The following is a 12,120-nucleotide window of genomic DNA, read 5'->3' on the forward strand; positions in this document are numbered from 1 at the left end:
AATCGTTTCTCCCGGCGAGCGGGAGAACGGGGTTCCTTCCGCGCCCACGCTTACCTAGCGTCCGAGTCCGTTCGCCTCACCCCCTCCGGAAGGATCGACCGTGACCCGACATCGCTCCAGGATTGCCGCCGCCGCACTGTCCGGAAGCCTGCTGTGGACGGGCCTCGGGACCGCCACGGCCGGAGCCACACCCACCCCGGACACGGAACACCCTTCCGCTGCCACACTTTTCGGAACCGGTTCGCTCGACTTCGGCAGCCTGGGCACCGGGGCACCCGACGCCCCCCGGCTGCCGAGTGTGGCGAACTTCCGCGACGTGGCGGGCACCGGCGCGGGCTATGTCGGCGCCGGAGGCGCCCACCTGAACGAGGGCCTGTTCTACCGCTCCGACGCGGTCGTGCCGAACGACGCGGACCTGGCCGTGCTCGAGGAGTTGGGACTGTCGACGATCTACGACCTTCGCAGCGACGAGGAGGCCGCGGACAAGCCGAACCGGCTGCCCGCCGACGTCGCGTACGTCCGGATCCCGATCCTGTCCGGCAACGTGAGCGAGATGGTCGATCAGATCCGCACCCCGGACGACGCGCGCATCATGATGCGCGAGATGAACCGTGACTTCGTCACCGGCTCGGCCGAGCGTGCCGGGTTCGCGACCCTGCTCACCGACATGGCGACCACCGAGGGCGGTCAGGTCTTCCACTGCACGGCGGGCAAGGATCGCACCGGATGGACCGCGATGCTGCTGCAGCACATCGCCGGTGTCGACGACGCCACGATCATGCGGGACTACCTGCTCACCAACGAGTACAACGAGGAGTGGGTGACCGAGACCCGCGCCTACCTCGTGGCCACCCAGGGCGAGGCGGCCGCCGCGCTGCTCGAGCCGCTGTTCGGCGTCGAGGAGAGCTACCTGCAGGCCGGGCTCGACGAACTGGCCGCCACCTACGGCTCGGTCGACGCCTACCTCACAGAGGGGCTCGGGCTGAGCACGAGCACGATCGACACGCTCCGCGGCAAGCTGCTCGGCTGACCGTCCCACCCCACTCCCCACGAAGGCAGGGTCATGTCCCGTACCTATCTCGTCACCGGCAGCGCCTCCGGAATCGGCGCCGCCACCACCTCCTACCTGAGCACCAGGGGCGCACGCGTGATCGGCGCCGACCTGCGCGATGCCGACATCACCGCCGATCTCGCGACCGCGGCAGGACGGGCCGCCCTCGTCGAACAGGCCAGGGACCTGTCCGGCGGCAGCCTCGACGGCGTGATCGCGTGCGCCGGGGTGGCACTGTTCGACCCACTCACCGTCAGGGTCAACTACTTCGGGGCGGTCGCCACCCTGGAGGGGCTGCGCCCACTGCTGGCGGCGGCGGAACGGCCTCGCGCCGTGGTGATCTCATCGGTGGCCTCGCTGCACCCGAGCGACCCGGCAATCGTCGACACCGCCCTCGCCGGCGAGGAGGATGCGGCCGCCGACGCGGCACGGGCAGCGGTCGAACGGGGTGACGGCGCACTGGTGTACGGGTCCTCGAAGGCGGCGATCGCCCGCTGGGTGCGACGGACCGCGATCACCGCCGAGTGGGCGGGTGCAGGTATCCCGCTCAACGCGATCGCTCCCGGCACCATCGTCACCCCGATGATCCAGGCGATGCTCGACACCGAGGAGGGCCGGGCGGCCATCGACGGCGCCGTCCCGATGCCGCTGGCCGGTCACGCCCACCCCGATCAGGTGGCCCCACTGCTGTCCTGGCTGGTGTCCGAGGAGAACTCGCATGTCACCGGGCAGGTCGTCTTCGTCGACGGCGGTGCCGACGCGGTACTGCGCGGCGACGGCACCTGGTAGCGGCTCACGACGCTCGGCCCGATGCGGCATCACCGCATCGGGTCGAGAGGTCAGAGGTGAAAACTACTGTCCCATCACGTACTTGACAGTCGGTCCCGCGGTCCAGCCGCCGTCGACAGCGATCTCCGCTCCGGTGACGTAGGACGCGGTGTCCGAGAGCAGGAAGGTCACCGCACCGGCGATCTCGTCGGCCTCGCCGACCCGCCCCATCGGGGTGTTGGGGTAGTTGCCCTCACCCTGCGCGATGCCGACCTCGGCCGTCATCGGCGTGTACGTCATGCCCGGGTGCACGGAGTTGACCCGGATCCGGTCGGTCCCGAGTTCGACCGCCGCGATCTTGCTCAGTCCGCGCACGCCCCACTTCGAGGCACCGTAGCCTGCGGTGAGCGCCAGACCCATCAGGCCCGCCGCGGACGAGATGTTGACGATCGAGCCACCTCCGGCGGCCCTGATCGGCGCGATCACCGCCTGAATTCCGTTGAAGACACCGACCAGGTTGATGTCGAGGACCCGACGGAAGTGCTCGAGCGGCTCGTGTTCGAGGTACTGGCCGGTCGAGACGCCCGCGTTGTTCACCAGGCCCGTCACCGTGCCGAACTCGGCGACGGTGAACTCGACGGCGGCGCGCCAGGCATCGGCGTCGGTGACGTCGAGATGGGTATATCGCGCGCCGTCACCCAACTCCGCTGCGGTGGCACGCCCCTCCTCGTCGAGGACGTCGGCGATCACCACCCGCCCGCCGTCGGCGACGATCTGGCGGGCGAACTCCGCGCCCAGGCCCCGGGCCCCACCTGTCACGACGACCACCTTGCCGGACAGCAGCTCCGATTGCTCACTCATGGGAAAGCCCCTCCATGTCGGCGAAACAAGCTCATACAGTTTAACTTTCACAGCGATTCTCGGCCTCCGCCCACAGGCTTCGTGCCGACCGTTCCATCCAGCGGGAAAACCGCTTACCGACCGACACGCCGCCGAGTTCCATGATGCGCATCACAGGACAGCCCCCTGATGGCACGGAGGAACACATGTCACTCGCCAATACGTCCCCGCCCGACTCCGCCGAAAGCGAGGTCCGCGAGATCGTGGCCGCGGCCGCGCCAACGCGATTCGCCCGCGGATGGCACTGCCTCGGCCTACTGCGCGACCTCCGGGACGGGAAGCCGCACTCGATCGAGGCATTCGGCACCAAGCTCGTCGCGTTCGCCGATAGCAACGGCAAGGTCAATGTCCTCGACGGGTACTGCCGTCACATGGGCGGCGACCTGAGCCAGGGCGAGATCAAGGGCGACTCGATCGCCTGCCCGTTCCACGACTGGCGCTGGGGCGGCAACGGCAAGTGCACCGACATTCCCTACGCCCGGCGGGTGCCGCCGCTCGCCAGGACCCGTTCCTGGACGACGCTCGAGCGCAACGGTCAGCTGTACGTGTGGCACGACCCGCAGGGCAACCCCCCGCCTGCCGAGGTGACGATCCCGGAGATCGAGGGCTACGGCTCCGACGAGTGGACGGACTGGAGCTGGAAGACGCTGCGCATCAAGGGATCACACTGTCGTGAGATCGTCGACAACGTCGTGGACATGGCACACTTCTTCTACATCCACTACGCGTTCCCCCGCTACTTCAAGAACGTCTTCGAGGGCCACACCGCGTCGCAGTACATGAAGTCGACCGGACGTGAGGACGTCATCTCCGGCACCAACTACGACGATCCGAATGCCGAGATGCGCTCGGAAGCAACCTACTTCGGTCCGTCCTACATGGTCGACTGGCTCGAGTCGGATGCGAACGGCGTCACCATCGAAACCGTCCTGATCAACTGCCACTACCCGGTCAGCAACGACGAGTTCGTGCTGCAGTACGGCGCGATCGTCAAGAAGCTGCCCGGCCTGTCGGACGAGAATGCGGCGGGTATGGCCGCCCAGTTCGCGGAGGGCGTCGAGACCGGATTCGAGCAGGACATCGAGATCTGGAAGAACAAGGCCCCCATCGACAATCCGCTGCTGTCCGAGGAGGACGGCCCGGTCTACCAGCTGCGTCGCTGGTACCAGCAGTTCTATGTCGACATCGAGGACATCACCGACGACATGACCAAGCGTTTCGAGTTCGAGATCGACACCACGCGCGCGGTTACCAGCTGGAAGCAGGAAGTCGCCGACAACCTGGCCCGTCGGGCCGCCGCAGAGTAAGGAAGACACACCCATGAGCTACGAAGTTCTGGCCGCGGTCGAGGCCGCGGCAGACGAGTTCTTCATCGAGGGCGAGGAGGCCGAGCGGATCGGCAAGGTCGCCGACGCCTCCGTCAAGAAGATGAAGGAGTTCGGTTCCATCCGGATGCTGCAGCCCACCGAGCACGGCGGCATGGAGGCACACCCCCGCGAGTTCGCCGAGACCGTCATGCGGACCGCGTCGATCAACCCGTCGGCGGGCTGGATCCACGGCATCGTCGGCGTCCACCCGTGGCAGCTTGCGTTCGCCGACGACCGTGCACAGCAGGAGATCTGGCGCGACGATCCGAACACGTGGATGGCGTCGCCGTATATGCCCGCCGGCCGGTGCGTGCCGGTTGACGGCGGCTACCGGTTCTCCGGTCGGTGGCAGTTCTCGTCCGGCACCGACCACTGCGAGTGGGCGTTCCTCGGTGCGATGGCCTGCAACCCGGACGGCAGCATGGAGATGCCGCCGCGGATGCTGCACGTGATCATCCCGCGCAGCGACTACGAGATCGTCGACGACTCGTGGAATGTCGTTGGGCTGCGCGGCACCGGATCCAAGGACGTCGTGGTCACGGACGCGTTTGTGCCGTCGTATCGGGTCATGGTCGGCGACGAGGTGATCGACGGCACCGCGGTGCGCGACTACGGGCGCGACGAAACGCTGTACCGGATGCCGTGGTCGACCGTCTTCCCGCTCGGCATCACCTCCGCCACCATCGGCATCTGCGAGGGCCTGCTGCACCACGCCAGCGAGTACCAGCGTGAGCGGATCAACCCGCAGGGCACCGCCGTCAAGGACGACCCCTACTCCATGTTCGCGATCGGCGAGGCGAGCGCGAAGCTGCGGTCCGCGCGGGATTCGTTGCTGGCCAACGTCGACCGCATGTGGGATCTGGTCGACGCAGGCACGACGCCGACGTTCGAGCAGCGCGCCCTCGGCCGTGAAACTCAGGTCAACGCGGCCTGGCAGGCCGTCACGGCAATCGACCAGGTGTACGCCCGCTGCGGCGGCAACGCGCTGCGCATGGACAAGCCCATGCAGCGGTTCTGGCGGGACGCGCACGCCGGTCTGCACCACGCCATCCACGTCCCCGGCACCGTGTATCACGCCGCGACGCTGAGCACCCTGGGCGTGAACCCGCAGGGCCCGCTCCGCGCGATGATCTGACCTGACCGCACACTCAACGGAGACAGCACATGACCAACCCCGACCTCGGCGGATTCGGCACCGATATCCGCGGCCTCGGCTACGTGAAGATCCAGACCAACGAGATGGACCGGTGGCGCACCTTCGCGTTCGACGTCCTCGGCTTCGCCCGCGGCACCGGGCCCGACGAGAGCGCCCTCTACCTGCGGATGGACGAGCGGGCCGCCCGCATCATCGTCGTCCCCGGCGACACCGACGAGGTCGTCACCATCGGCTGGGAGGTCCGCGACCACCACGCGCTGGTCCGGGTCACCGAGGCGGTCGAGCGCGCGGGTATCGCCGTCACGCCGCTCTCGGTCGAGGAGGCCGACGCCCGCCGGGTCGAGGAGGTTGTGACCTTCGTCGATCCGTGCGGTGCCACGCTCGAGATCTTCCACGGCGCGGTCCTCGACCACAGCCCCGTCGTCACCCCGTTTGGCGCCCGATTCGTCACGGGCGCACAGGGTCTCGGCCACGTCGTGCTGCCGACGATGGACCCGAACGGCACCTTCGACTTCTACACCGATGTCCTCGGCTTCCTGCCGCGCGGCGCCTTCCGGATCCCGGCGCCGCCGGAGTTCGGCCCGATGCGGGTGCGGTTCCTGGGCGTCAACGAGCGCCACCACAGCCTCGCGCTGTGCCCGGCGCCGCACGGCGGCGCCCCCGGCCTGGTGCACATCATGGTCGAGGTCGACACCCTCGACGCCGTCGGCCAGGCACTCGACCGCGTTGTCGCGGACGGGTTCTCGGTATCGTCGACGCTGGGTCGGCACACCAACGACAAGATGGTGTCCTTCTACGTCCGCGCACCCGGCGGCTGGGACATCGAGTTCGGCACCGAGGGCATGAAGGTCGAGGAGAAGCACTACTCGGCGGAGGAGATCACCGCCGACAGCTACTGGGGCCACGACTGGTCCGGCAGCGAACCGCTCGCCGCGATGTAGCGAGCCCTACCCCCGATTCCTGGATGCCGCATGCAGTCGGCCCTTGCCGAATGAAAGCGGCATTCAGGACGAAGGTGGGACACCCGGCGCCCTCCGTCGCATCCATCTCGAGCATCGAAGGAAAGTTTCGGTGACCTGCTTCACAAAGCAGGAGATCTGTGTGACTATTCCTAATAGAAAGACCCATGTCAGATGGGTCTCGCTCGATGATCGACTGATGCGAGGAGACTTCGATGACCACACCGACGGCCACCGACTCGACCCCGACCGCGGTTCTCGACCGGGTGTCACTCGTCCTGGACGCGTTCGACGGCCCGGGGCGGCTCACCCTCTCCCAGGTCGTGCAGCGAACGGGCCTACCGCGCTCGTCGGCGCACCGGATGCTCGAACGTTTCGTCGCGATGCGCTGGCTCCGACGCGACGGCCGCGTCTACGAGCTGGGCAACCGCCTGGTGGAGCTCGGCTCCATCGCCGTGCATCAGAACCGGCTGCATGCCGCCGCCGCACCGATCCTGCAGGAACTGCACCGGGTCACCGGCTACGTCGTGCACCTCGGCGTCCTCGACGATCCCGACGTGCTCTACCTGGACAAGGTCGGCGGCCGGCTGGCCGCCGACCTGCCGACCCGTGTCGGAAGCCGCTACCCGGCCCGCGGTTCTGCGATCGGCAAGGCACTGCTCGCGTACACCCCGAACGGCAGCGACGAGCTGACCGGATTCACCCCCGAACTGCGCAGGGTCCGGGAACTGGGCGTGGCCTACGAGGTCAGCCAGATCTCGGGCGGGATCGGCATCATCGCCGTTCCGATCGGGCCGGTCGGCGGAGTTCACGCCGCGGTGTCGATCTGCGGGCCCAGCGAGCACATCAAGTTCGACCACCGGCACGCCTCGCCGGTCCGGATGGCTGCGAACGCGATCTTCCATTCCCTCACCGGGCACGACAGCGGCGCCGCCCCCATCGCTCACCGGAACCGCCTCGAGAGCCTGCCCTCCTCGACGGCTCGGCGCCACCTCCAGTACGCCTGACCGCGATCACCGACGAAAGCGACAAGCATGCCGATCGACCCCGAGATCGAGTCGATGCTCGAACTGCTCGACGCCGGATTCCCGCGCGTCGAGCAGATGAGCGGACCGCAGGCGCGGGCCGCGATTCGGGCGCGCCTCCAACCGAGCCGCGGTCCCGAGCCGATCGGCTCGGTCCGCGACGTCGCCATCGACGGGCTGGACGGGCCGGTCCCGGTCCGGATCTACCAACCCGACACGTCGGCCGGGCCCCGGCCGGTGGTGGTATTTGCGCACGGCGGCGGCTTCGTCTTCTGCGACCTCGACACCCACGACGGGTTCTGTCGCGCACTGTCGAACGGGGTCGGCGCGACGGTGGTGTCCGTCGACTACCGGCTCGCACCCGAGCACCCCGCGCCTGCCGCCGCCCTGGACGTGTACGCGGCGCTCGTCTGGTCACACGCGAATTGCGCCGAGCTGAAAGGGGATCCGGACCGACTGGTCGTCGCCGGGGACAGCGCCGGCGGCAACCTCGCCGCGGCGGTGGCGATGGCCGCCCGGGACCGCGGCGGGCCCCCGGTCGCCGGGCAGGCGCTGCTGTACCCGGTCATCGACGACGACTTCGACACCGACTCCTACCGGACCTACGCCAAGGGCCATTTCAACACCCGCGCCGCGATGCAGTGGTACTGGCGGCAGTACGCGCCGGGCGGCGCCGACAGCCCGCTGATCTCCCCCGCCCGCGCCGAGACCCTCGCCGGCCTGCCCCCGGCCGTCGTCGTCACCGCAGGCCGCGACCCGCTGTGTTCGGAGGGGGACGGCTACGCCGCACGACTCGCAGCGGACGGTGTGCCCGTCACGCACCGTCGCTACGCCGACCTGTTTCACGGCTTCCTGACGATCGCCGCGCTGTCTGCGACGCAGTCGGCGCGAAAGCAGCTGTGGGAGGACCTCAGGACCATCCTCGACATCGAAAAACGCTGACCGGAAGCCCTTTTCGGTCAGCTCGGCTCGGCGCTCTCGCCGCCCCCAGCGAAGTCCTCCAGGTCACGCCAGGTGTCGGTGACCTCGGGGATCGGGTTGCCCAGTGCATTGCGGGTCCGCACGTGGGTGAACTGCTCGGCGGCGGCGTCGATGTCGTCAAGCACCTGCCGGGCCAGGTCCACCTCGGCCTGGAAGTAGCGCTCGGCCCAGACCAGGCTCATCGCGGCGAAGGCCCAGGCCGGATCGCGGGACGCATGATGGCGGTGCAGCGTCGCGCGCTCCCGCCGAGATTCCATGTTCTCGATGTGCGACCGGACCAGGGCCTTCAGCTGGTCCGGCTCGTTGAGGTGCCCCATCCACAGCCGCAGCATCAAACCGTGTTTGAGGACTGGTTGCTCCACCTGCGCATCCCGAGACCAGGTTCGCACCGCGTGCGTCCCCGATTCGGTGATCCGGTAGACCCGCCGTCCACGCTCGCCTGGCGCCGACACCAGTTCCGACTCGACCAGACCCAGCTTCTCGAGCTTCTTGAGTTCGGCGTAGACCTGACTGACCGACGGGCTCCAGTAGAAGTAGCCGATGCTCAGATCGGCCCACTTCTTGAGGTCGTAGCCGGTGAGCTCGGACCCCAGGGTCAACATGCCGAGCACGGCCCAGCTGGTCGCGGGCAGCGACGGGTAGCCGTCGCCGACAGCCGAGGCGGCAGAATCGGACTCGGGCATGGTCGAAGACTAACAGCCCTGGTGGGGACGCCAGAACCTCGCCAGGACACCGCGAAACGGGCCTCCCGCTCCGCGGGAACCAGGGCATCCGGCACTCCCGAATTGTGACTACCGTCGCGAAGCAACCAAGGGAGGTCCGACATGGAAAGTGTCCACTGCACCAGCTGCGACAACCGAGTGCTCGTCGAGAAGTACAGCGACGCGCACACCAGCATCCAATGGCTCGACGACGCCGACAGCGCATGCCCCGAGTTCGCCCGCACCCGAACCCCCGACGGCCGCGCCGCGGTACTCACCTGCGGCAAGCTGCAGGAGACCATCGACGACCTGATCGTGTCCGGACAGATCGGTCTGTCCCTGCGCAGCTATCCGATCCCCGGCCACCTCGAGTAGCCCCCGACACGCGGGCGCTGGCGCCACGACCGTCAGATCACCAGCGCGGGACGACGCGGAACCGCACCACCCGACAGCGTCCGGTCGGCCTCGGCCAGCCCGCGCACCGCGGCCCGCAGCGACTGCTCGTCGAGCGCGTACGGCAGCCGCAGGTACCGCTCGAATGCGCCCTCCACCCCGAATCGGGGGCCAGCGGACAGCTGCACCCCGTGCGCGGGTGCGGTCGCGGCGAGCGCCGTCGACAGCGGCTGCGGCAGCTGCACCCACAGCGCCATCCCGCCGGGGCCGGGATCGCAGCGCCACTGCGGCAGGTCGGCGGCCAGCGCGTCGAGCAGCGCCCCGCGCCGGTCCCGGAGCTGCTGCCGCCGGGCCGCGAGCAGCCGGTCGGGGTCGGCGAGCAGCCGGGCCGCGGCGAGCTGCTCGAGCACGGCGGTGCCCATGTCGAGCGCCGACCGCACCGCGAGCAGCGCGTTGATCGTCGCGGTGTCCGCGCGGATCCACCCGACCCGCAGCCCCGACCAGAAGGCCTTCGACATCGAGCCGAGGGTGACGATGTCGGCCCGCGTTCCCCGTGCGAACGCGGCGACCGGGGTCGGGGTCGGGGCGTCGAGCCCGAGGTCGGTCATGGTCTCGTCGATCACCAGGGTCATCCGGGTGTCGGCGGCGATCCGGACCAGTTCGGCGCGGCCCGCGTCGTCGAGGCAGTAGCCGGTCGGGTTGTGGAAGTCGGGCACCAGGTAGGCCAGCTTCGCCGCGGACTGCCGCGCCGCGACGCGCAGACCCTCAAGGTCCCAGCCCCGCGCCTCCAGCCGCAGCGGCACCGGAACGGTGAGCGCCCCGCGCCGCCGGATCGCCTCGATCCCGTTCGTGTAGGTGGGGTGGTCGATCAGGACCCGCTCCCCCGGCGCGGCGAGCAACCCGAGCACCAGCACGAGCGCCTGCTGGGCGCCGGTGGTGATCATGATCTGGTCAGGGTCGGTGGGGACGCCGCGGTCGCGGTACCGCCGCGCAACGGCCTCCCGCAGTTCGGGGGTGCCGAGCGGCGCGAGCCCGTGGCCGCCGAGGTGGGCGGGCAGCGCGTCCAGGGCCGCGGCGTAGACCTCGCGGAGCGCGTCGGCGGGCGCGGGCATGGACGCGCAGGTCAGGTCGAGCAGGCGCCCGGGGATTGGGTCACTCGCCGGGGGCATCCGGCGGGCGGGGACCGCGACGGTGCTGCGCGACCCCTGCCTGCTGACCAGGTATCCGTCCTCCCGCAGCGCGGCGTAGGCGGCGGTGATGGTGGTGCGGCTGAGGCCGAGCGCGGCGGCGAGCTCGCGTTCGCTGGGCAGGGCCACCCCGAGCGGGATCCGGCCGTCGGCGATGAGCAACCGGACCGCGTCGGCGAGGGCCCGGTAGGCGGGGAACCGGCCGTCGCGGCTGCGGACCCCGTCCGGCTGCCACCGGCCGAGGTCGCGGGCAAGGGTGGACGCGCCGATCACCCGCATCGCGGCGTCTCCTGACGATTCATGCAGACCAGTATTGCCAAAGTGGCTATTTCTTTCAATGCCAGTTTCCCTCGACGATGAGGCCATGGCCCCGTTCCTCACCTTCGCCCTCGCCCTCGCCGCGCTGACCGCGGTCGCCCTTGTCGGCCGCCGCCGCGGCACCCCCCTCTTCCGCCTCGACCAGTTTCGACCGGCGGCACCGCTGGCGGGACACCTCCCCGACCAGCGCGACGCCGATCGCACCCTCGCGGACCTGCAGGCGGCCGCCGACCGCAGCGCCCCCGGCATCGCCGCCGGACGCGAACTCACCGCAAAGCAGTCCAGTTGACCACAACTGGACTGTTCCGCCGGGAGGGTTGTCGGCGACTCCGGCCATACTGGAACCCGTGACGACGCGGTACTGGTCCTTCTTCGACACCGCCCTCGGGCGGTGCGGCCTGGTCTGGTCCGAGCGGGGCATCGCTGGCCTGCAGCTGCCGGAGCCGTCGGACGCCGCGACCCTCCTCCGCCTGCGCGCCTGCTTCCCCGACGCCGCGGAGCGTCCCCTCGGCCCCGGTCAGCGTGCCGCCGTCGACCGGATCACGTCGCTGCTCGCAGGCGGGTCCGACGACCTGACCGACCTCGACCTCGACCTGACCGGCATCGGGGACTTCGACCGCCGCGTCTACGCGGTTGCCCGCGCGATCGGCCCCGGCCGGACCCGGACCTACGGGGACGTCGCGGCCGCGCTCGGCAGCCCCGGCGCGGCGCAGGCCGTCGGGCAGGCGTTGGGGCGCAACCCGATCCCGGTCGTCGTCCCCTGCCATCGCGTGCTCGCCGCCAACGGCGCGGTCGGCGGGTTCTCCGCGTCCGGCGGCACCGTCACCAAGCGGGCCCTGCTCGCGGCCGAACACACCCCCGGCTTCGACGACCCGGCGCTGTTCTGACGACCGGGTCAGCCGGTGACGATCGGCAGTCCCGTGGATTCGGCCGCCGCGTCAAGGCCGCCCGCATCGGTGAGACGCGTGAAACCCGCGGCCTCCATCCGGGCGACGGCCTGCGCGGATCGACTGCCCGACCGGCAGTAGACGAGGTAGGCAGCGTCCGGGTCGAGCGCCGCGATCGAGGAGTCGAACGCCGCCGACTGCAGGTCGATGTTGCGGGCACCATCGAGGTGCCCGGCCGCGAACTCGGCCGGGGTTCGCACGTCGATCAGCACGACGGGAGTCGCGGTCCCGGATGCGTCCGCCGCGGACAGGCCGGTGGCGCCGTCGCCCGCGCATCCGGTGACGAGCGCAGCGAGGGTGAGCAGCGCGGCACCAACAAGGAGCAGCAGCCGGAATCGACGGAACACCTGCGGACACTCCCTCGGAT

14 protein-coding genes are annotated in these 12,120 nt (G+C 69.8%); 10 read left to right on the top strand and 4 right to left on the bottom strand.

Annotated elements, in window-relative coordinates; translation table 11 throughout:
• The first annotated feature begins 100 nt into the window (after positions 1-100).
• Together ACFWQG_RS17375 and ACFWQG_RS17380 are read left to right on the top strand one after the other, a co-directional pair.
• Entirely contained in the window at positions 101-1,030 is a 930-nt protein-coding gene (locus ACFWQG_RS17375; protein ID WP_378508885.1) for a tyrosine-protein phosphatase, read from the top strand.
• Between the two features lie 33 nt (positions 1,031-1,063).
• Complete coding sequence (locus tag ACFWQG_RS17380; protein WP_378508886.1) at positions 1,064-1,840, top strand: SDR family oxidoreductase; 777 nt, start codon at positions 1,064-1,066, stop codon at positions 1,838-1,840.
• 63 nt (positions 1,841-1,903) lie between these two features.
• Here ACFWQG_RS17380 and ACFWQG_RS17385 read toward each other — a convergent pair whose 3' ends face one another.
• Entirely contained in the window at positions 1,904-2,680 is a 777-nt protein-coding gene (locus ACFWQG_RS17385; protein ID WP_378508887.1) for a glucose 1-dehydrogenase, read from the bottom strand.
• Positions 2,681-2,865: 185 nt separating this feature from the next.
• On the opposite strand from ACFWQG_RS17385, the gene ACFWQG_RS17390 reads away from it, so the two are divergent.
• The 5 genes from ACFWQG_RS17390 (at position 2,866) to ACFWQG_RS17410 (ending at position 8,168) form a co-directional block, all read left to right on the top strand.
• Positions 2,866-4,026 carry a Rieske 2Fe-2S domain-containing protein gene (locus ACFWQG_RS17390; protein ID WP_378508888.1) on the top strand — a complete coding sequence of 387 codons (1,161 nt, stop codon included), beginning with the start codon at positions 2,866-2,868 and terminating at the stop codon, positions 4,024-4,026.
• Positions 4,027-4,039: 13 nt separating this feature from the next.
• Positions 4,040-5,221 carry a hydroxylase gene (locus ACFWQG_RS17395; protein ID WP_378508889.1) on the top strand — a complete coding sequence of 394 codons (1,182 nt, stop codon included), beginning with the start codon at positions 4,040-4,042 and terminating at the stop codon, positions 5,219-5,221.
• A 29-nt stretch (positions 5,222-5,250) separates the two neighbouring features.
• Positions 5,251-6,183 carry a biphenyl-2,3-diol 1,2-dioxygenase gene (gene bphC, locus ACFWQG_RS17400; protein ID WP_378508890.1) on the top strand — a complete coding sequence of 311 codons (933 nt, stop codon included), beginning with the start codon at positions 5,251-5,253 and terminating at the stop codon, positions 6,181-6,183.
• Between the two features lie 233 nt (positions 6,184-6,416).
• Positions 6,417-7,208: an IclR family transcriptional regulator gene (locus ACFWQG_RS17405; protein WP_378508891.1), complete on the top strand. Its 792-nt coding sequence runs from the start codon at positions 6,417-6,419 to the stop codon at positions 7,206-7,208.
• A 27-nt stretch (positions 7,209-7,235) separates the two neighbouring features.
• Positions 7,236-8,168: an alpha/beta hydrolase gene (locus tag ACFWQG_RS17410; protein WP_378508892.1), complete on the top strand. Its 933-nt coding sequence runs from the start codon at positions 7,236-7,238 to the stop codon at positions 8,166-8,168.
• Positions 8,169-8,185: 17 nt separating this feature from the next.
• On the opposite strand, the gene ACFWQG_RS17415 is transcribed toward ACFWQG_RS17410, so the two are convergent.
• On the bottom strand, positions 8,186-8,890 hold the full coding sequence (locus ACFWQG_RS17415) for a PadR family transcriptional regulator (RefSeq protein ID WP_378508893.1): 705 nt from the start codon (positions 8,888-8,890) through the stop codon (positions 8,186-8,188).
• A gap of 141 nt (positions 8,891-9,031) precedes the next feature.
• Here ACFWQG_RS17415 and ACFWQG_RS17420 point away from each other — a divergent pair, with 141 nt between their 5' ends.
• The gene (locus ACFWQG_RS17420; protein ID WP_378508894.1) at positions 9,032-9,283 is read left to right on the top strand and encodes a hypothetical protein; all 252 of its coding nucleotides are present in this window, start codon (positions 9,032-9,034) and stop codon (positions 9,281-9,283) included.
• Between the two features lie 32 nt (positions 9,284-9,315).
• On the opposite strand, the gene ACFWQG_RS17425 is transcribed toward ACFWQG_RS17420, so the two are convergent.
• Positions 9,316-10,767: a PLP-dependent aminotransferase family protein gene (locus ACFWQG_RS17425; protein ID WP_378508895.1), complete on the bottom strand. Its 1,452-nt coding sequence runs from the start codon at positions 10,765-10,767 to the stop codon at positions 9,316-9,318.
• Positions 10,768-10,852: 85 nt separating this feature from the next.
• Here ACFWQG_RS17425 and ACFWQG_RS17430 point away from each other — a divergent pair, with 85 nt between their 5' ends.
• Positions 10,853-11,095, top strand: a complete 243-nt coding sequence (locus ACFWQG_RS17430; RefSeq protein ID WP_378508896.1) for a hypothetical protein — start codon at positions 10,853-10,855, stop codon at positions 11,093-11,095.
• A gap of 58 nt (positions 11,096-11,153) precedes the next feature.
• Positions 11,154-11,693, top strand: coding sequence for a methylated-DNA--[protein]-cysteine S-methyltransferase (locus ACFWQG_RS17435; protein WP_378508897.1), 540 nt, complete (start codon positions 11,154-11,156; stop codon positions 11,691-11,693).
• An 8-nt stretch (positions 11,694-11,701) separates the two neighbouring features.
• Here ACFWQG_RS17435 and ACFWQG_RS17440 read toward each other — a convergent pair whose 3' ends face one another.
• Positions 11,702-12,100, bottom strand: a complete 399-nt coding sequence (locus ACFWQG_RS17440) for a rhodanese-like domain-containing protein (protein ID WP_378508898.1) — start codon at positions 12,098-12,100, stop codon at positions 11,702-11,704.
• Between the last annotated feature and the right edge of the window lie 20 nt (positions 12,101-12,120).

The organism is Rhodococcus sp. NPDC058532, assembly GCF_042719255.1.
GTDB lineage: Bacteria > Actinomycetota > Actinomycetes > Mycobacteriales > Mycobacteriaceae > Rhodococcus_G.

Excerpts from the sequence above, each read along its gene's own strand:
- bphC (WP_378508890.1), top strand. The coding sequence starts at position 5,251 with ATGACCAACCCCGACCTCGGCGGATTCGGCACCGATATCCGCGGCCTC.
- ACFWQG_RS17420 (WP_378508894.1), top strand. The coding sequence starts at position 9,032 with ATGGAAAGTGTCCACTGCACCAGCTGCGACAACCGAGTGCTCGTCGAG.
- ACFWQG_RS17385 (WP_378508887.1), bottom strand. The coding sequence starts at position 2,680 with ATGAGTGAGCAATCGGAGCTGCTGTCCGGCAAGGTGGTCGTCGTGACA.
- ACFWQG_RS17395 (WP_378508889.1), top strand. The coding sequence starts at position 4,040 with ATGAGCTACGAAGTTCTGGCCGCGGTCGAGGCCGCGGCAGACGAGTTC.
- ACFWQG_RS17425 (WP_378508895.1), bottom strand. The coding sequence starts at position 10,767 with ATGCGGGTGATCGGCGCGTCCACCCTTGCCCGCGACCTCGGCCGGTGG.
- ACFWQG_RS17380 (WP_378508886.1), top strand. The coding sequence starts at position 1,064 with ATGTCCCGTACCTATCTCGTCACCGGCAGCGCCTCCGGAATCGGCGCC.
- ACFWQG_RS17405 (WP_378508891.1), top strand. The coding sequence starts at position 6,417 with ATGACCACACCGACGGCCACCGACTCGACCCCGACCGCGGTTCTCGAC.
- ACFWQG_RS17430 (WP_378508896.1), top strand. The coding sequence starts at position 10,853 with ATGGCCCCGTTCCTCACCTTCGCCCTCGCCCTCGCCGCGCTGACCGCG.
- ACFWQG_RS17415 (WP_378508893.1), bottom strand. The coding sequence starts at position 8,890 with ATGCCCGAGTCCGATTCTGCCGCCTCGGCTGTCGGCGACGGCTACCCG.
- ACFWQG_RS17390 (WP_378508888.1), top strand. The coding sequence starts at position 2,866 with ATGTCACTCGCCAATACGTCCCCGCCCGACTCCGCCGAAAGCGAGGTC.
- ACFWQG_RS17410 (WP_378508892.1), top strand. The coding sequence starts at position 7,236 with ATGCCGATCGACCCCGAGATCGAGTCGATGCTCGAACTGCTCGACGCC.